An 18,408-nucleotide genomic window follows, 5' to 3' on the forward strand; every position below is an offset into this window, starting at 1 on the left:
CATGACCCAGGACCAGAAAGCTGCCAATGGTCCCCACATCCCCGTTCTTCTGCGCCCGCTGTTGCAGGCGGTGGCGCCTGTCACCGGCCGCTGGCTGGATGGCACCTTCGGGGCCGGCGGCTACACCCGCGGCCTGCTGGACGCCGGGGCGGAGCAGGTGATCGGCGTTGACCGCGACCCGCTGGCCTTTGAACTGGCAAAACCCTGGGCAGGGCAGTACGGCGACCGCCTGATCCTGCAGCAGGGGGTGTTCTCGCGCATGGACGAATACGCCCAGGACCTCGACGGCGTGGTGCTGGACCTTGGCGTCTCCTCGATGCAGCTGGACCTGGCCGAACGCGGCTTCTCCTTCATGAAGGACGGCCCCCTGGACATGCGGATGTCGCAGTCCGGCCCCTCCGCCGCCGACCTGATCGCGGAGCTGACCGAAGCCCAGATCGCCGATATCCTGTTCCACTACGGCGAGGAGCGCGCCAGCCGCCGCATCGCCAAAGCCATCGTCCGCGAGCGCGATATCGAGCCGATCACCACCACCCTGCGCCTTGCGGGCATCATCGAGAGCTGCCTGCCGCGCCCCAAGCCCGGCCAGTCGCACCCCGCGACCCGCAGCTTCCAGGGCCTGCGCATCGCGGTGAACGCCGAATATGAGGAGCTGTTCGAGGGCCTCCTGGCCGCCGAACGCGCGCTGAAGCCCGGCGGGCTGCTGGCGGTCGTGACCTTCCACTCGGTCGAGGACCGCATGGTCAAACGCTTCTTCCAGCACCGCGCAGGCAAGACCGGCCGCGCCAACCGCTATGCGCCGGAGCAGGAGGAAACCCCCGCCCAGTTCGAGCTGGTCACCCGCAAGGCGGTGGGGCCGGACGATCAGGAGCTGGCCGAGAATCCCCGCTCCCGTTCCGCCCGCCTGCGGGTCGGGCGCCGCACCGATGCCGCACCGGGGCCGATCTCGGCCAAGGAGCTTGGAATGCCGCAGCTGAAAGAGACGCGTAAATGAAGACCCTGCTGTATGCCGCAACTTGTCTGGCTGTGTTTGGCCTTGCCTTTTGGGCCTACCGCGAAAATTACGCTACCCAGCAAGTTCTGAAGGAAACCCGCGCCCTGCAGCAGCAGATCGGCGCGGCGCAGGTCCGGCTCAGCGTGCTGAGGGCCGAATGGGCCTATCTGAACCGCCCGCAGCGGCTGCGCGATCTGGCGGATATCAACTTCGACCGCCTTGGCCTCCTGCCGCTGCGCCCGGATCAGTTCGGGCGGGTGGATGAGGTCTCCTACCCGGTGCTGCCGGATCTGGAGATCACCAACGAGGTCGAAGTTTCCGGCCTGAATGTGAGGACGCAGCCATGATCCGCACACCGCTCCGCCCGCTGGCCCGTGTCCTGCACGCCCGCGCAACCGGCGCGAACCCGGACGCGATCGAACGCGAAAACCTCAGCCTGCGCCATCAGGAGATGCAAGTGCAGGCCCGCCAGCGCGCCGAGGGGCGGCTCCTGGTGCTGGGCCTGTTCTTTGTCTGCGCCTTCGGGGCGATCATTGCCCGCATGGCGATGACCGCGGTGTCCGAACCGGCCGAGCCCGTGGCCAGCGTGCCGGGCAGCGCCATCGCCATGCAGCGCGCCGATATCGTCGACCGCGAAGGGCGCCTGCTGGCCACCAATTTCGAAACCCATTCCCTTTATGCCCAGCCGCCGCAGATGATCGACCCCATTGGGGCGGCGGAAAAGCTGGTGGACATCTTCCCCGACCTGGATCGCGAACGACTGATCAAGGATTTCACCGGCAAGCGCAAGTTCCTGTGGGTAAAGAAGAAAATCAGCCCCGAACAACTTCAGGCGGTGCATGACATCGGCGATCCCGGCCTGATGTTCGGCCCGCGCGAAATGCGGCTTTACCCGAACGGCAGCCTGGCCGCGCATGTGCTGGGCGGCGCCGGTTTCGGCAAGGAGGGCGTGAACGCCGCCGAGGTGATCGGCGTTGCCGGCGTGGAGCGCCAGTTCGACGACTACCTGCGCGACCCGGCCAACGCGGGCAAGCCGCTGCAACTGTCGCTGGACCTCACCGTGCAGGCGGCAGCCGAGCAGGTGCTTTACGGCGGCATGAAGCTGATGAACGCCAAGGGCGCCACCTCGATCCTGATGGACACTCATACGGGCGAGGTGATCTCGGTGGTCTCCTTCCCGGACTTCGATCCCAACGACCGGCCGCGCCCGCCGACCTCCGGGTTCGACCCCTCCGACAGCCCGCTGTTCAACCGCGCGGTGCAGGGCGTCTATGAGCTTGGCTCCACCTTCAAGATCTTCACCGCCGCGCAGGCGATGGATCTGGGGCTGGTGGGCGCCGACACAGTGATCGACACCCGCGGGCCGCTGCGCTGGGGCCGCTTCGCGATCCGCGATTTCCGCAACTACGGCAACGAGATGTCGGTGACCAAGATCATCGTCAAATCCTCCAACATCGGCACCGCGCGGCTGGCGCAGCAAATCGGGGTGGAGCGGCAGAAAAGCTTCCTTGAAACGCTGGGGATGCTGGAGCCGACGCCGTTCGAAATCTCCGAGGCCGCAGGCGGTAAGCCGCTGTTGCCCGCCAACTGGTCGGAGCTGTCGGCGATGACCATTTCCTACGGCCACGGCATCTCCACCACGCCGATGCATCTGGCGGCGGGCTATGCCGCGGTGGCCAACGGCGGCCGCTACGTGGCGCCGACGATTCTGAAACGGAACGGCGCGCAGCTGGGCCAGCGGGTGATGAGCGAGGCCTCCGCCGCCGCCGCGCGCAAGATGTTGCGCAAGGTGGTCAGCGAAGGCACCGCATCTTTTGCCGAGGTCGAGGGCTATCAGGTGGGCGGCAAAACCGGCACCGCCGACAAGCCCAAGCCCCGCGGCGGCTATTACGAGGACAAGGTGATCGCCACTTTTGCCTCTATTTTCCCGGCACATGACCCCAAATACGTTCTGATCGTGACGCTGGACGAACCCTCCATCATCGCCCACGGCGAGGAGCGCCGCACAGCCGGCTGGACCGCCACCCCGGTGGCGGCGGAGATGATCGGCCGCGTCGCGCCGCTCTTGGGCCTGCGTCCGCAAGTTGAACCCGCAGAGGTGACTGGTATAACCCTCACCTCGAACTAATCCAGGGTAGAGGGCCGCCATGAGCAGCAGCAGACCAGACCAGCCTCTCAGCCAATTGGGGCTGACCGCCCGCGGCGGCGCCGACCCGCAGATCCGCGGGCTGGCGGTGGACAGCCGCGAGGTGCGCGACGGGTACCTTTTTGCGGCCCTTCCGGGCAGCCAGGTGCATGGCGCCAAATTCATCCCCGCCGCGCTGGAAAAGGGCGCCTCGGCGATCCTGACCGACGCCGCGGGTGCAGGCATCGCCGCCAAGGTGCTGGACGAAAACCACGCCGCCTTGGTGGTGGTCGAAGACCCGCGCCAGACGCTGGCCTATGCCGCCGCCCTGTGGTTCGGCGGCCAGCCGCAGACTGTGGTTGCCGTGACCGGCACCAACGGCAAGACCTCGGTCGCGACCTTCGTGCGCCAGATCTGGACCGAGCTGGGCCATGAGGCCGTCAACATGGGCACCACCGGCATCGAGGGCGCCTGGAGCTATCCGCTGGCCCACACCACGCCGGAACCCATCACGCTGCACCGCGCGCTGGCCGCTGCGGCAGAGGCGGGTGTCACCCATGCGGCGATGGAGGCGTCCTCGCACGGGCTGGACCAGCGCCGCCTGGACGGGGTGCAGCTGGCCGCAGCCGGTTTCACCAATTTCACTCAGGACCACCTGGATTATCACGAGACGTTTGAGGCCTATTTTGCCGCCAAGGCGGGCCTGTTCCGCCGGGTGCTGCCGGACGAGGGTGTCGCCGTCATCAACATGAACGACCCCCGCGGGGCCGAAATGCGCGCCGTGGCCGCCGCCCGCGGCCAGGAGGTGATCAGCGTGGGCCGGGGGCTGGGCGACCTCAGCCTGCTGGGCCTGCGCTATGACGGCACCGGCCAGGACATGCGCTTTGCCTGGCATGACAAGCCGTTTCAGGTGCGCCTCAACCTCATCGGCGGCTTCCAGGCGGAAAACGTGCTGCTGGCTTGCGGGCTGGTGATCGCCGGCGGCGAGGACCCGGAGCGGGTGTTTGAGACCCTGCAGCATCTGACCACCGTGCGCGGCCGGATGCAGCTGGCGGCGGAGCGGGACAATGGCTCTGCCGTGTTTGTCGACTATGCCCACACACCCGACGCGGTCGCCAGCGCCATCAAGGCGCTGCGCCCGCATGTGCTGGGCCGGCTGATCGCCATCGTCGGCGCCGGCGGTGACCGGGACACCAGCAAGCGGCCCCTGATGGGGCAGGCGGCGCATGAGAACGCCGATGTGGTGATCGTCACTGACGACAACCCCCGCAGCGAGGATCCGGCAGTGATCCGCGCCGCAGTGAAGGGCGGCGCGCCGGACTGTATCGAGATCGGCGACCGCGCCGAAGCGATCCTGCGCGGGGCTGACATGCTGGGGCCGGGTGATGCGCTGATCATCTGCGGCAAGGGGCATGAGACCGGCCAGACCGTGGGCGACACGGTGCTGCCCTTTAACGATGTGGAGCAGGCCAGCATTGCCGTAACCGCGCTGGACGGGAGGATGGCATGACGCTCTGGACCGCAAATGAGGCCGCCGCCGCCACCGGCGGGCGGGCGCAGGGAGACTGGGCTGTCTCCGGCCTGTCGATCGACACCCGCACTATCGCGCCCGGCGATATGTTCGTGGCCCTGAAAGCCGCGCGCGACGGCCATGACTTCGTGGCGCAGGCGCTGGAGAAGGGCGCAGGCGCGGCGCTGGTTTCCCGCATCCCGGAGGGCGTTCCAGCGGATGCGCCGCTGCTGATCGTGGATGACGTGCAGGCGGGGCTGGAGGCCTTGGGCAAGGCGTCGCGCGCCCGCACGGACGCCAAGGTCGTGGCCGTCACCGGCTCGGTCGGCAAGACCTCGACCAAGGAGATGCTGGCGCGGATGCTGTTGGATCAGGGCCGCACCCATGCCGCGGTGGCCAGCTACAACAACCACTGGGGCGTGCCGCTGACTTTGGCGCGGATGCCGCGCGATGCCGAATATGCGGTGATCGAGATCGGCATGAACCACCCGGGCGAGATCGCGCCGCTCGCAATACAGGCGCGCCCGCATGTGGCGATGGTGACCACTGTGGCGGCGGTGCATCTGGAGGCGTTTGAAAACGTCGAGGGCATCGCCCGCGAGAAAGCCGCGATCATGGAAGGGCTGGAGCCCGGCGGCGTCGCCGTGCTGAACGCCGATATCGCCGAAGCGCATGTGCTGCGCGATGTGGCCGCTGGCCTGGGCGTCTCAACCCGCTGGTTCGGCGAGAGCGCTTCTGACTACACCCTGCACTCTGCCGGGATCGAAGGCGAGGAGACCGTCGCTCGCGCCACCGCAAACGGACGGGAAGTAGAGCTGCATATTCAATCGCTTGGCGCGCATTTTGCGATGAACGCCTTGGGCGCGCTGGCCTGTGTCGAGGCGCTGGGGGCCGACCCTGCGCGTGCCGTTGAAAGCCTCGCCCTGTGGTCGCCGGTCAAGGGGCGCGGCGTGCGCGAGGCGGTCCGGCTGGCGGGCGGCGAGATCACCCTGCTGGACGACAGCTACAACGCCAACCCGACCTCGATGGCGGCGGCGCTGGCGGTGCTGGCGGCCACGCCGGGGCAGGGCCGCAGGATCGCCTATGTCGGCGACATGAAGGAGCTTGGCCCGCAGGAGGCCGCGCTGCACGCCGGGCTGGCGGATCTGGACGCGGTCAAAGGCATCGACAAAGTCCACTGCATCGGCCCGCTGATGCGGGCGCTGCACGAGGCCCTGCCGGAAGGCAAACGCGGCGGCTGGTATCAGACCAGCGCCGAGGCGGTGCCCGGGCTGGCGGGCGAAATCCAGGGCGGCGATATCGTGCTGGCCAAGGGCTCTTTGAGCATGGCGCTGGCCAAGATCGTTGACGGCATCCGCGAAATGGGTCAATCCGGCCCCAACTCAGAAAACGCTTAAGAAAAACGAGGGAAGGGCCAGGATGCTCTATTGGCTGACCGCTTTGTCGGACGGGGGGGATTTTTACAACCTGTTCCGCTATATCACATTCCGCGCAGGCGGCGCCTTTTTGACCGCGCTGGTCTTCGGCTTCCTGTTCGGCAAACCGCTGATCAACGTGCTGCGCAAGCGGCAGGGCAAGGGCCAGCCGATCCGCAATGACGGGCCGGAGGGGCATTTCTCCAAGGCGGGCACCCCGACCATGGGGGGCTTGCTGATCGTCGGCGCGCTGCTGACCGCGACGCTGATGTGGGCGCGCTGGGATAACCCCTTTGTCTGGCTGGTTCTGTTTGTGACCATGGCCTATGGCCTCATCGGCTTTGCCGATGACTATGCCAAGGTCTCCAAGCAGAACACCAAGGGCGTGCCGGGCAAGGTGCGGCTGCTGCTGGGGGTACTGATCGCGGTGACCGCCTCGCTGTGGGCCGCGGCCTATCACCCGGAGCCGCTGCAGAACCAGCTGGCGCTGCCGGTGTTCAAGGACACGCTGATCAATCTCGGGATCTTCTACGTGCCGTTTTCGATCTGCGTCATCGTCGGTGCGGCCAATGCGGTGAACCTGACAGATGGCCTTGACGGGCTGGCGATCATGCCGTCGATGATTGCGGCCGGCACGCTGGGCGTCATCGCCTATGCGGTGGGGCGCGTCGATTTTACCGAATATCTGGACGTGCATTACGTGCCCGGCACCGGCGAGATCCTGATCTTCACCGCGGCACTGTTCGGTGCGGGCCTCGGCTTCCTGTGGTACAACGCGCCGCCGGCGGCGGTGTTCATGGGCGACACCGGCTCGCTGGCGCTGGGCGGTGCCCTGGGCGCCATCGCGGTCGCCACCAAGCATGAGCTGGTTCTGGCCATTGTCGGCGGCCTGTTCGTGGTTGAGGCGCTGTCGGTGATCATCCAGGTGCTCTACTTCAAGCGCACCGGACGGCGGGTGTTCCTGATGGCGCCGATCCATCACCACTACGAGAAGAAGGGCTGGGCGGAGCCGACCATCGTGATCCGCTTCTGGATCATCTCGCTGATTCTGGCGATGATCGGCCTGGCGACGCTGAAGGTGCGGTAAGGCACGCCGTTGTCCCGCCGCGCCGTATCTCCGGCGGGGCGGTTGGATCTCTTTAAACTCTGGAACCGCTCGGGGCTGCTGCTTCGGGCGGTTTGTCTTTGTGAAGAAGGCGGCGCCGCCGGAGGGGCGGAGCATCGGATGGCCGTTGTCAGCGGCCATGTCCGTCTATCGGCCTTTCGCGGACCCGCCCTGCACCCAATGAGGAGGTGGTCTGAGGGGGCCGGTCTCCTGGTCGTCTCGTTGCAACGGATTGACCGTAGCTCAGCCGGGTGAAGATGCGGTGAGGGCAGCGTGCGGCGGGTACGCAACGCATGCCAAAGAGGTTCCGCCCGGCGGCACGCCGGGCAGCGCCCGGACCGACCCCACGGGGAGGGCGCTTTACGCCCACCCCTCGGTCCGGGCGCTGCCCTTGGTGGCGAACGCGGGGTTTCAACTGCATGCGATTTGATAGATTTCGATGCAGATGAAAATGACGCCCCACTATAAGATGGGCGGGTTGCGCAGGACTTTTTTTGTCGGATTTCTTAGTGGCATCGGAGTACCAGACCCAGTTTTGGGCTGTATCGTCCGCTATGGCCGGCTGCGTGGTTTGGTGCCTGCTGACCAGAGGAAGGGGCGGCAGTTAACCGTGCAGGCCAGGGTCAGGCTTCGGCGGAGACGTCATCAAGACCTTGCCTAACTCCGGCTGCGTTTCCGTTGTCTCTTTGTGGTGTGTGTGGCGAAAATCACGGATGTGCGGAGGGCAGGCGATGATCCCAGTCAAGGATAATGAGCGTGCAGAGGTGGCAAAGCCGGGGCGCTCGGTGCAACCGGATCAGAAAACCGACCAGTCCATCTCGCGGGCCAGCCGCTCCATCGCTTCGGTGCCCAGCTTGGAATTGCCGTTGTGGTCCAGGCCCGGGGACCAGACCGCGACACTGGCCTTGCCGGGCACGATCGCCAGGATTCCGCCGCCGACACCGCTTTTGGCGGGCAGGCCGACGCGGTAGGCAAACTCGCCCGATCCGTCGTAATGGCCGCAGGTCAGCATCAGCGCGTTCAGGCGCCGGACCCGGCCCTGCGACACCAGGCTTGGCCCCTTGTCGGCCCCGATCAGGAAACGCCCCGCCTTGGCCAGCTGCACCGTCGTCATTTCGGTGGCGCATTGGTGAAAATAGGTGCCGAGCGTCTTTTCCGGCGTGTTCTTGAGGTTGCCGAAGGACGCCAGGAAGTTGGCAAGGGCAAAGTTGCGGTGGCCGTGCCGGGTTTCCGAACTGGCCACGGCCTTGTTGATGTGGATGTCGTCGTCACCCGCCGCGGCGCGGATGAAGCCGAGGATTTCCGCCAGCGCCTCCTTCGGCTCGCGGCCCGCCAGCAGCTCATCCGTGGTGACGATGGCGCCTGCGTTGACAAAAGGGTTGCGGGGGCGGCCGCGCTCATGCTCCAGCTGGACGATGGAGTTGAAGGCGGTGCCGGAAGGCTCGCGCCCGACACGGTTCCACAGCTGGTCGCCTGCACGCCCCAGCGCAATGGCGAGGGTGAACACCTTGGTGATGCTTTGCGCCGAAAACCGGGTTTGCGCATCGCCTGCGTGAAACAGCTTGCCATCGGCGGTGGCGACCGCGATGGCAAACTGGTCCGGGTCGACCTGGCCGAGTTCGGGAATATAGCTGGCGACCGCGCCGCGGCCGGCGCGGCTGTGCATCTCTGCGCTGATCCGGTCGAGCAAGGTTTGCATATCCGGTGCCACGCGCCGCGTCCTCCTGTTTCTTCAGGGCGAATTTCGGGCATGGGCCGGGGCTTGTCAATCTGACGGCCCCGGCTGAGGGCACTGGCAAAGCCTGAAGGGATCGGTTAGCGGTTTCTGCACGGATTTCGAGGGAGTGCAGGCGATGATCCCGGTCAAAGGATATGAGGGCGCGAAACTGGCGGTTCTGGGGCTGGGACGGTCCGGCCTGGCCACCGCCCGCGCGGTGCGGGCAGGCGGCGCCGAGGCGCTGTGCTGGGATGACAACCCCGCAGCGCGGGAGGCGGCGGAGGCGGAAGGCTTCACCTGCCGCGATCTGCATAAACCGGGCGCCTTTGACGATGTGGCGGCGCTGATCACCTCGCCCGGCATTCCGCATCTCTACCCCAAGCCCAATCCGGTGATCCGCGCCGCGATGGAGGCGGGCGTGCCGGTGGACAATGACATCGGGCTGTTCTTCCGCTCCTTCGCGGATGCCGACTGGCAGATGCACGACCAGCCGCCGCGGGTGGTGGCGGTCACCGGCTCCAACGGCAAATCCACCACGGTGGCGCTGCTGCACCATATCCTGCAGGAGGCGGGACGCGAGAGCCAGCTGGCGGGCAACATCGGCCGCGGCGTCTTGGACATTGACCCGCCCGGCGAGGGTGGCGTGGTGGTTCTGGAGCTGTCGAGCTACCAGACCGAACTCGCGCGCGCGCTGACCCCGGATGTGGCGGTGTTCACCAACCTGTCGCCGGACCACCTGGACCGGCATGGCGGCATTGGCGGCTATTTCGCCGCTAAGCGGCGGCTGTTCGCCGAAGGCGGGCCGGACCGCGCCGTCATCGGCATCGACGAGGACGAGGGGCTGTTTCTAGCAGGCCAGCTGTCCGAGGGCGCCAGCGACGACCGGGTGATCCGCATTTCCGCCGCGCGCAAGCTGACGGGGCCGGGCTGGCAGGTCTTTGCTCGCAAGGGGTTCCTGTCTGAGTACCGCAAGGGGCGGCAGGCGGCCTCCATCGACCTGCGGGAGATGACCGGCCTGCCGGGCGCGCACAACCACCAGAACGCCTGCGCGGCCTATGCGGCGGCGCGCACACTGGGTCTGGCACCGCGGGTGATCGGCGACGCGATGGCGACTTTCCCGGGTCTGCCGCATCGCAGCCAGACCATCGCTGAGGCGGCGGGCGTGCGCTATGTGAATGACAGCAAGGCCACCAATCTGGACAGTGCCGTGAAGGCCTTGAGTGCGTTCAAGAACATCCGCTGGATCTGCGGCGGCTTGGAGAAGGACGGCGGGCTGGAAGCGCTGAAGGGGCAGACCGGCAATGTGCAAAAGGCCTATGTGATCGGCCGCGAGGCGGCGGGATTTGCTCTGCAGCTGGATGTGGAGGCGGAGGTCTGCACCACGATGGCTGCTGCGGTGGAACGTGCGATGGCTGAGGCGCAGGCGGGCGACACCGTGCTGCTGGCACCGGCGGCGGCGAGTTTCGACCAGTACGACAACTTCGAACAGCGCGGCGAGGATTTCATCGCTGAGGTTAAGAAGCGGCTGGGGTAGGCTGTCAGCGGGGAGGGGGCTTCAGGCTCACCCAAGCGGAATACCCGCTTCGCACCCGCCTTCACTTGTCCTGTGCCTGCCAGAGCTGCCGCGCGCGCCCAAGGGAAATAGCGGTATCCGCCTGCGGCGGAGCCTCCGCGATTTCCCTTGACCCCGCCCATCATCCCTGGCCGCCCGTGCCCAAGCGAAGGCGGCTCCGAAGCGGAAAGCTCCAAACGGTCCGGTGCCGGACGGCCCGTGGCGGCGGCTGAGCGTCAGTCAGGGGCGAGCCCTGCCGTCTCCTCTGACAGGATGCCGAAATAGCCGGGCAGGAGATCATGCAGGCGCTGGCGGCCTTCTGCCGTCAGGAAGACTTCTTTGGAGCGGCCGTCCGTCCGGCTTGCAGCGAGCGTTATCAGGCAGTCCTGCTCCAGCCCCTGCAACGTCCTGCTGAGCACCGGCTTGGAGATATCTATCCGCTGCGCGATGTCATTCGGGGTCAGCGACTGGCGCTGCGGCTCCCGGTCGATCACGATCAGCACCAGGAACCGCAGCTGCGACAGCCCATGGGCGGCGAAATAGCTGTCGAGCCTGCGGATGAGAAGGCTGGCGCGCCGCATCATCACCAGGGCGCCGGTGATGCGCGCAGGGTCCGCGCCGCAGGGGGCGGCGTAAGCGTCGACCATCTGCTGCGACGGGAGATCCTTGAGGAAGAACACCGGCGTTCAGGCCAGCGGCGTCATCTTGTGGATTTCGACCGGTGCCGCCAGCCAGTCTTCGTATTTGGCAAAGATCGGGGCGATGTAGGGGGCGGCGTAATGCTCTGCCAGCGCGCCGTCGCTGGCCCATTCCTCGTCCAGATAAAAACAGGTGCCGTCACGGCCTTCGAGCAGGTTGAACTTGAGGCAGCCCGGCTCGGCGCGTGTCTGGGCGAGAATGCTGAGCAGGCTGTCCCGGACGGCGTCCTGGTGTTCCGGCTTGGGCGTGATCTTGGCGAACAATTGAAAAGGGGCGGTCATGGGAAACTCCATTTAAGTTATCACGATAACTAAATAGCCGGCGGGCGGCTTGGAGTAAAGCTGCGCTTAGCCCTTGGCGGCGATGGCGGTGCCCGCGGCATGGCCTGACGACCAGGCCCATTGGAAGTTGTAGCCGCCGAGCCAGCCGGTCACGTCCACCGCCTCGCCGATGGCGTAGAGGCCGGGGGCGGCTTTGGCCTCCATCGTTTTGGAGGAGAGGCCATCGGTGCTGATGCCGCCCAAAGTGACCTCCGCCGTGCGGTAGCCTTCTGTGCCCGCGGGCAGCAGGCGCCAGTTCTGCAAGGTCTCGCACAGCGCGGCGAGCGCGGCGTCGGACTGGTCGGCCAGACGGCCCTTGAGGCCAAGCTGGGGCGCGAGGAACTCCACCAGTTTTCCGGGCAGGTGGCGGGACAGCTCGGTGGTCAGGTCGCGGCGGCCCCCGGCCTGGCGCTGGTCGCGCAGCAGGTCGTAAAGCGGCGTCCCGGGGATCAGGTTGGCCGTGATCTCCTCCCCCTCGCGCCAGTAGGAGGAGAGCTGCAGCACCGACGGGCCGGAGAGGCCGCGGTGGGTGAACAGCAGCGCTTCGTCAAAAGAGGTGCGGTGGTTGCTGAGGCGTGCAGGCAGGGAGACGCCGGCCAGCGGCTGGAAGCGCCCGTCGGGGAAGGTGAAGGGCACCAGCGCCGGACGGGTGTCCGTGACCTCCAGCCCGAACTGGCGGGCGAGGTCATAGGCGAGGCCTGTGGCGCCCATCTTGGGGATCGACTTGCCGCCGGTGGCCAGCACCAGGTTGCGGCAGGTGACGGTCTGCGCCTTGCCCTCGCGCAGGAGCCGGACCGTGTAGCCCTCCGCGGTCTGCTCCACGGCCTCGACCGAGGTCTGCAGCCACAGGTCCGCGCCGGCCTGCGCCATCTCCTGCGTCAGCATGGCGATGATCTGCTTGGCGGAGCCGTCGCAGAACAGCTGGCCCAGGGTTTTCTCGTGCCAGGCGATGCCGTGGCGGTCCACCAGTGCGATGAAGTCCCACTGGGTGTAGCGGGCCAGCGCCGACTTGCAGAAATGCGGATTGGCGGAGAGGTAGTTCTTCGCCTCCGCGTACATGTTGGTGAAGTTGCAGCGGCCGCCGCCGGAGATGCGGATCTTCTCGCCCGGCGCCTTGGCGTGGTCGATCACCAGGGTGCTGCCGCCGGAATGGCGCGCGCACATCATGCCGGCCGCGCCGGCGCCGAGAATCAGGGTGTTTGTCCGCATGGCGCGCATCGACCACGGAACCGGCGCCGGCGCAAGAGGGAGGTCCCGGCGGCGGCTGTTTGCGCATCGCCGGCGGCAAGCGGGCGGCTTCTTGCCTGTCAAGGCAGGCCTGCGGCGGGGCGGTGGGATTCCGCCGAGGGGCGTTCTTTTTCTGGCGCCAGCGCTCACGAATCGTTACAGTTTAAGGGAGACCCCGAAAAATGGGGCGGAGCGAGGCAATTAGTGGCGGTATTCCCATGACTGAGATGGTCTATGGCGCGGTTCCTGTGCGGGCAGGCGAGCCGATCCTTCCGAAATGGTGGCGGACGCTGGATAAATGGACGATGTCCTGCATCCTGATGCTGTTCGTGATCGGCCTGCTGCTGGGGCTTGCGGCTTCGGTGCCGCTGGCGGAGCGCAACGGCTTCGGTAATTTCCACTATGTGCAGCGGCAGGCGGTGTTCGGCCTGACGGCGCTGGCGGCGATGCTGGTGACTTCGGTGATGTCGCCGGTGCTGGTGCGGCGGCTGGCGGTGGTCGGCTTTGCCGTGGCCTTTGTGGCGCTGGCGTTTCTGCCCATTTTCGGCACCGATTTCGGCAAAGGCGCGGTGCGCTGGTATTCGCTGGGCTTTGCCTCGCTGCAGCCGTCGGAGTTCCTGAAGCCCGGCTTCATCGTGGTCGCCGCCTGGATGATTGCCGCCAGCCAGCAGATCAACGGCCCGCCGGGCACGCTGATGTCCTTCGCGCTGTGCATGATGGTGGTGATGATGCTGGTTCTGCAGCCTGATTTCGGCCAGGCAAGCCTGATCCTGTTCGGCTGGGGCGTGATGTATTTTGTGGCTGGCGCGCCGATGCTGCTGCTGGTGTGCATGGCTGCCGTGGTCGTGATGGGCGGTATCTTTGCCTATAACAGCTCGGAACACTTTGCCCGCCGCATCGACGGCTTCCTGAACCCGGATGTCGATCCCACCACCCAGCTGGGCTATGCCACCAACGCGATCCGCGAGGGCGGTTTATTCGGCGTCGGCGTCGGCGAGGGGCAGGTGAAATGGTCACTGCCCGATGCCCACACCGATTTCATCGTCGCCGTCGCGGCAGAGGAATACGGGCTGGTGCTGGTGGCGGTGCTGATCGCGCTTTATGCGCTGATCGTGGTGCGCTCGCTGTTCCGGCTGATGCGCGAGCGCGATACTTTCATCCGGCTCGCAGGCACCGGCCTCGTGTGCATGTTCGGCGTGCAGGCGATGATCAACATGGGGGTTGCGGTTCGGCTCTTGCCCGCCAAAGGCATGACCTTGCCGTTTGTCAGCTACGGCGGATCCTCGCTGATTGCCACCGGGATCGCAGTGGGTATGCTGCTGGCCTTTACCCGGACGCGCCCGCAGGGCGGGATTGCCGATTACCTGAACGGCCGCGGCCGCTGACGAGATTTGGAAAGAGACCAACTTGGATGGCACAGAAACTGCTATTGATGGCTGCCGGCGGAACCGGCGGCCATATGTTTCCTGCACAGGCGCTGGCCGAGGCGATGCTGGCGCGCGGCTGGCGGGTGAAGCTGTCGACGGATGCGCGCGGCGCGCGCTACACCGCCGCCTTTCCAAGCGCGGTGGAGATTTCCGAGGTGTCCTCTGCCACCTTTGCCCAGGGAGGGCTGCTGGCCAAGGCGCTGGCGGGGCCGAAGATCGCGGCCGGCGTTGTGTCGATGGCCGCGCAAATGCGGCGGGAGCGGCCTGATGCGGTGATCGGGTTCGGCGGCTACCCGTCGATCCCGGCGCTGGGGGCGGCCACGCTGCTGAAGCTGCCGCGGATGATCCATGAGCAGAACGGCGTGCTGGGCCGGGTGAACCAGCTGTTTGCCAAGCGGGTGGCGGGCGTGGCCTGCGGCACCTGGCCGACAGCTTTGCCCGATGGGGTGCCGCATGAACACGCGGGCAACCCGGTGCGGGCCGCGGTGAGGGAGCGGGCCGGTGCCGCCTATATCCCGCCGGGCGACTATCCGATGTCGCTCCTGGTGATGGGCGGCAGCCAGGGCGCGCGGATCCTGAGCGATGTGGTGCCCCCTGCGGTGGCCGCGCTGCCGGAGGAGCTCCGCCGGCACCTGCGCGTCTCGCATCAGGCGCGGGAAGAAGACCTGGAGCGGGTCAATGTGTATTATGCCGAACATGGCATCAACGCTGACGTGCAGACCTTTTTCACCGACGTGCCCGCCCGCATGTCGGAGGCGCAGCTGGTGATCTCGCGTTCGGGGGCGTCTTCGGTCGCCGATATCTCGATCATCGGGCGGCCCTCGATCCTGATCCCCTTTGCCGCCGCGGCAGGCGATCATCAGACCGCAAACGCCCGCGGGCTGGTTGACGCCGATGCCGCCGTGATGATCCCGGAAAGCGCCCTTGATATCCCGGTGCTGGCGGAGCATATGGGCGCAATTCTGAGTAACCCGCGGGCCGCCACGCAGATGGCGGCGGCCGCACTAGACGCCGGGGTTCCCGATGCCACCGAACGCCTGGCGGCCTTGGTGGAACAGCTGGCCGAAGAAGGATAAACGTTATGAACCCTGCAACCAAACTGCCCGGTGACGTCGGCCCGATCCACTTTGTCGGCATCGGGGGCATCGGCATGTCGGGCATCGCCGAGGTGCTGTTGAACCTCGGCTATATGGTGCAGGGGTCGGACCTGAAATCCTCCAAGATCACCAGCCGGCTGCAAGAGCTGGGCGCGCGCATCTTCGTGGGCCAGAAGGCGGAGAACCTGGAGGAGGCCGCGGTTGTGGTGATCTCCTCGGCGATCAAGCCGGGCAATCCGGAGCTGGACGAGGCCCGGCTGCGCGGCCTGCCGGTGGTGCGCCGCGCCGACATGCTGGCCGAGCTGATGCGGCTGAAGTCGAACGTTGCCATTGCCGGCACCCACGGCAAGACCACCACCACCACGATGATGGCGGAACTGATGGTGGCCGGCGGCTTTGATCCGACAATCATCAACGGCGGCATCATTCACGCCTATGGCTCCAACGCGCGGATGGGGCAGGGCGAATGGATGGTGGTCGAGGCGGATGAAAGCGACGGCTCCTTCAACCGGCTGCCCGCGACCATCGCCGTGGTGACCAATATCGACCCGGAGCATATGGAGCACTGGGGCGACTTCGATCGCTTGCGCGACGGGTTTCTGGAGTTTGTCTCCAACATCCCGTTCTACGGCATCGCGGTCTGCTGCACCGACCATGCTGAGGTGCAGGCGCTGGTGGGCCGGATTTCCGACCGCCGGGTGGTGACCTATGGTTTCAACGCGCAGGCCGATGTGCGGGCGGTGAACCTGACCTACAAGGCGGGTGTCGCGCATTTCGACGTGGTGCTGCAGGCCGAGGAGCGGGTGATCGAAGGCTGCACCCTGCCGATGCCGGGAGACCACAATGTCTCCAACGCGCTGTCGGCGGTTGCGGTGGCGCGGCATCTGGGCATGAACAGCACTGAGATCCGCGAGGCGCTGGCGGCCTTCGGCGGCGTCAACCGGCGCTTCACCAAGGTGGGTGAAGTGAACGGCGTCACCATCATCGACGATTACGGCCACCACCCGGTGGAAATCGCCGCGGTGCTGAAGGCGGCGCGCCAGGCCTGCGAGGGGCGGGTCATTGCGGTGCATCAGCCGCACCGCTATTCGCGGCTGTCGAATCTGTTTGAAGATTTCTGCGCCTGCTTCAACGAGGCCGATGTGGTGGCAATCGCCGAGGTCTTTGCCGCGGGCGAAGAGCCGATCGAGGGCGCCAGCCGCGATGACCTGGTGGCGGGCCTGATCCGCCACGGCCACCGCCACGCGCGTGCCCTGCTGAACGAGGAAGACCTGGAGCGCCTGGTGCGCGAGCAGGCCCGTCCCGGCGACATGGTTGTCTGCCTGGGCGCGGGCACCATCAGCACCTGGGCCAACGGCCTGCCTGAAAGGCTGGAACGCTGAGGGGTGCGGCAGCAGACGGGGGCTCTGCCCCCCGCCGCCGGTGGCGGCTCCCCCCGGGATATTTCCGGCCAGAAGAAGCTGGCAGGGTGAGGAACGCGGTGTGACGCTGTCGCTGACCCTTGCTGCCGTCTGGGCGCTGGCCGCCAATATCCTGGCGATGATTCCCAGCCGCGACGGCCATTGGACTCGGGCCTACGTGCTGATTGCGCTGTGGATTCCGCTGCTGGGCTATGTGACCTGGGAGAACGGCCCCTGGTGGGGGCTGGCGCTGCTGCTGGCGGGGATGTCGGTGCTGCGCTGGCCGGTCATTTACCTGGGCCGCTATATCAGGCGCTCGCTGCGGCGCTGACAGGCGCACCCCGGGTGGTGCGCTTAACGAAATTTTTCCAGTCCGCCGGTATTACTGCCTGAGAAATACGACTGCCCTAGGATTATTCGGTTCTGTTTTTGAGTGCCGGCATGTGTCTGCCGGCGGGGAGGCTTGTATGGCCGCTGTGATTGCAATCTGGCTGGCGTTCGGCGCCGCTTGGCTGTTCGGATTTTATATTCTCGCCCGCCACCGGTGGCACCGGCTGGCCAAGGGTCTGGTGCTGGTTTGGGTGGCCATTCTGATCTGGCTGGCGGTCAGCCGGTTTGAGCAGAATCATGAACACGACGTCCGCCAGGTCGTGTTGTCCCTTTATTTCAACGGCCATCTTGTTTACGGACTGTGCGCGTTCATAGGCTGGAAACTGGGGCAGAAAAGACGATGGCGGCGCGTTCTGAAATCATACTTCCGGCGGCTCGCGGGCGGCTGACCCGGCAAAAGCTGCTGGCGGAGCTGACCTGGCTGCGGGTGGGCGGCCCGGCCGACCACCTGTTTCAGCCTGCGGATACTGAGGATCTGGCAGACTTCCTGCGCCAGCTGGACCCGGGCGTGCAGGTGTTCCCGATGGGGGTCGGCTCCAACCTGATCGTGCGCGACGGCGGATTGCGCGCCGTGGTGATCCGGCTGGGCCGCGGCTTTAACGGCATTGAAACAGACGGCGATACCGTAACCGCCGGGGCCGCGGCGCTGGATTCGCATGTGGCGAAAAAAGCGGCGGATGCGGGTATCGACCTCACCTTCCTGCGCACCATTCCCGGCTCGATCGGCGGTGCGGTGCGGATGAACGCGGGCTGCTACGGAAGCTATACCGCGGATGTTTTTGTCTCTGCCACTATCGTGACGCGGGCAGGCGAGATCCGCGAGATCACCGCTGATGAGCTCGGCTTTCAGTACCGCCAGACCGACTTTCCCGAAGGCGCGGTTCTGGTTTCGGCCACACTGCGCGGCCCCAAGGGCGACCCGGCGGAGCTGCACGCGCGGATGGAAGCGCAGCTGCACAAGCGGGATGAGACCCAGCCGGTCAAGGACCGTTCGGCCGGGTCCACCTTCCGCAACCCGGCAGGGTTCTCTTCGACCGGGCAGGCGGATGATGTGCATGACCTGAAGGCCTGGAAAGTGATCGACGACGCCGGTATGCGCGGCGCCCGGCGCGGGGCTGCGCAGATGAGCGAAAAGCATTCCAACTTCCTGATCAACACCGGTGGCGCCACTGCCGCAGATCTGGAAGGCCTGGGCGAAGACGTGCGGAAAAAGGTTTACGAGAATTCCGGCATCAGGCTAGAGTGGGAAATCATGCGGATAGGTGATCCGCTTCCCGAATAGCTTGAAAACCTGAATGCTGACAAAGGCTTCTGTTGCCGCAGCTTGGGGTCACCATGTGGTTCCGGCGGGACCCGGGCAGCGGCAATTGTTAAACGTGGTAAAGGCAGTGTTAACGCGCCGGTAAGGATTTGGGCGTTAGGGTGCCGAA

General features: G+C 66.3%; 17 protein-coding genes. 13 read left to right on the forward strand and 4 right to left on the reverse strand.

Annotated features, from left to right (window positions below):
* Nucleotide 1 precedes the first annotated feature (1 nt).
* From rsmH to mraY, 6 genes are read left to right on the forward strand one after another with little or no spacing between them, the layout of a single operon-like run.
* Nucleotides 2–994 carry a 16S rRNA (cytosine(1402)-N(4))-methyltransferase RsmH gene (gene rsmH / locus B2P87_RS10675; protein ID WP_141889930.1) on the forward strand — a complete coding sequence of 331 codons (993 nt, stop codon included), beginning with the start codon at nt 2–4 and terminating at the stop codon, nt 992–994.
* Complete coding sequence (gene ftsL / locus B2P87_RS10680; RefSeq protein ID WP_058284420.1) at nt 991–1,341, forward strand: cell division protein FtsL; 351 nt, start codon at nt 991–993, stop codon at nt 1,339–1,341. Before rsmH ends, ftsL begins: the two co-directional genes overlap by 4 nt.
* Nucleotides 1,338–3,122, forward strand: coding sequence for a peptidoglycan D,D-transpeptidase FtsI family protein (locus B2P87_RS10685; RefSeq protein ID WP_141889931.1), 1,785 nt, complete (start codon nt 1,338–1,340; stop codon nt 3,120–3,122). Before ftsL ends, B2P87_RS10685 begins: the two co-directional genes overlap by 4 nt.
* A 19-nt stretch (nt 3,123–3,141) precedes the next feature.
* Nucleotides 3,142–4,629 carry a UDP-N-acetylmuramoyl-L-alanyl-D-glutamate--2,6-diaminopimelate ligase gene (locus B2P87_RS10690; protein WP_141889932.1) on the forward strand — a complete coding sequence of 496 codons (1,488 nt, stop codon included), beginning with the start codon at nt 3,142–3,144 and terminating at the stop codon, nt 4,627–4,629.
* Nucleotides 4,626–6,026 (forward strand): UDP-N-acetylmuramoyl-tripeptide--D-alanyl-D-alanine ligase, encoded by a 1,401-nt coding sequence (locus B2P87_RS10695; RefSeq protein ID WP_141889933.1) that lies wholly within the window; start codon nt 4,626–4,628, stop codon nt 6,024–6,026. Before B2P87_RS10690 ends, B2P87_RS10695 begins: the two co-directional genes overlap by 4 nt.
* A 22-nt stretch (nt 6,027–6,048) precedes the next feature.
* A complete protein-coding gene (gene mraY, locus B2P87_RS10700) occupies nt 6,049–7,131 on the forward strand; it encodes a phospho-N-acetylmuramoyl-pentapeptide-transferase (RefSeq protein WP_058284424.1) in 1,083 nt (360 codons plus the stop codon).
* A gap of 814 nt (nt 7,132–7,945) precedes the next feature.
* Here the strand turns inward: mraY and B2P87_RS10705 are convergent.
* Nucleotides 7,946–8,848, reverse strand: coding sequence for a glutaminase (locus tag B2P87_RS10705; RefSeq protein ID WP_414671959.1), 903 nt, complete (start codon nt 8,846–8,848; stop codon nt 7,946–7,948).
* Nucleotides 8,849–9,002: 154 nt separating this feature from the next.
* Here B2P87_RS10705 and murD point away from each other — a divergent pair, with 154 nt between their 5' ends.
* On the forward strand, nt 9,003–10,400 hold the full coding sequence (gene murD, locus B2P87_RS10710) for a UDP-N-acetylmuramoyl-L-alanine--D-glutamate ligase (RefSeq protein WP_141889935.1): 1,398 nt from the start codon (nt 9,003–9,005) through the stop codon (nt 10,398–10,400).
* Nucleotides 10,401–10,654: 254 nt separating this feature from the next.
* Here murD and B2P87_RS10715 read toward each other — a convergent pair whose 3' ends face one another.
* From B2P87_RS10715 to B2P87_RS10725, 3 genes are all read right to left on the reverse strand, one after another.
* Entirely contained in the window at nt 10,655–11,098 is a 444-nt protein-coding gene (locus tag B2P87_RS10715; RefSeq protein ID WP_141889936.1) for a MarR family winged helix-turn-helix transcriptional regulator, read from the reverse strand.
* Between the two features lie 6 nt (nt 11,099–11,104).
* Nucleotides 11,105–11,398: a putative quinol monooxygenase gene (locus B2P87_RS10720; RefSeq protein WP_141889937.1), complete on the reverse strand. Its 294-nt coding sequence runs from the start codon at nt 11,396–11,398 to the stop codon at nt 11,105–11,107.
* 66 nt (nt 11,399–11,464) lie between these two features.
* Nucleotides 11,465–12,646: an NAD(P)/FAD-dependent oxidoreductase gene (locus B2P87_RS10725; RefSeq protein ID WP_141889938.1), complete on the reverse strand. Its 1,182-nt coding sequence runs from the start codon at nt 12,644–12,646 to the stop codon at nt 11,465–11,467.
* Nucleotides 12,647–12,882: 236 nt separating this feature from the next.
* Between B2P87_RS10725 and ftsW the strand changes: the two genes are divergently transcribed.
* The 6 genes from ftsW (at nt 12,883) to murB (ending at nt 18,260) form a co-directional block, all read left to right on the forward strand.
* Complete coding sequence (gene ftsW, locus B2P87_RS10730) at nt 12,883–14,049, forward strand: putative lipid II flippase FtsW (protein ID WP_058284428.1); 1,167 nt, start codon at nt 12,883–12,885, stop codon at nt 14,047–14,049.
* A gap of 26 nt (nt 14,050–14,075) precedes the next feature.
* Nucleotides 14,076–15,167: a UDP-N-acetylglucosamine--N-acetylmuramyl-(pentapeptide) pyrophosphoryl-undecaprenol N-acetylglucosamine transferase gene (locus B2P87_RS10735; RefSeq protein WP_141889939.1), complete on the forward strand. Its 1,092-nt coding sequence runs from the start codon at nt 14,076–14,078 to the stop codon at nt 15,165–15,167.
* A 5-nt stretch (nt 15,168–15,172) separates the two neighbouring features.
* Nucleotides 15,173–16,570: a UDP-N-acetylmuramate--L-alanine ligase gene (murC, locus tag B2P87_RS10740; protein WP_141889940.1), complete on the forward strand. Its 1,398-nt coding sequence runs from the start codon at nt 15,173–15,175 to the stop codon at nt 16,568–16,570.
* A gap of 100 nt (nt 16,571–16,670) precedes the next feature.
* Entirely contained in the window at nt 16,671–16,919 is a 249-nt protein-coding gene (locus B2P87_RS10745) for a DUF2484 family protein (protein ID WP_141889941.1), read from the forward strand.
* 136 nt (nt 16,920–17,055) lie between these two features.
* The gene (locus tag B2P87_RS10750) at nt 17,056–17,367 is read left to right on the forward strand and encodes a hypothetical protein (protein ID WP_141889942.1); all 312 of its coding nucleotides are present in this window, start codon (nt 17,056–17,058) and stop codon (nt 17,365–17,367) included.
* Nucleotides 17,319–18,260 carry a UDP-N-acetylmuramate dehydrogenase gene (murB, locus tag B2P87_RS10755; protein WP_141889943.1) on the forward strand — a complete coding sequence of 314 codons (942 nt, stop codon included), beginning with the start codon at nt 17,319–17,321 and terminating at the stop codon, nt 18,258–18,260. The genes B2P87_RS10750 and murB overlap by 49 nt, the downstream gene beginning before the upstream one ends.
* Nucleotides 18,261–18,408 lie beyond the last annotated feature (148 nt).

The organism is Leisingera sp. UBA4491 (genome assembly GCF_002388965.1).
Taxonomy (GTDB): Bacteria; Pseudomonadota; Alphaproteobacteria; order Rhodobacterales; family Rhodobacteraceae; genus Leisingera; species Leisingera aquaemixtae.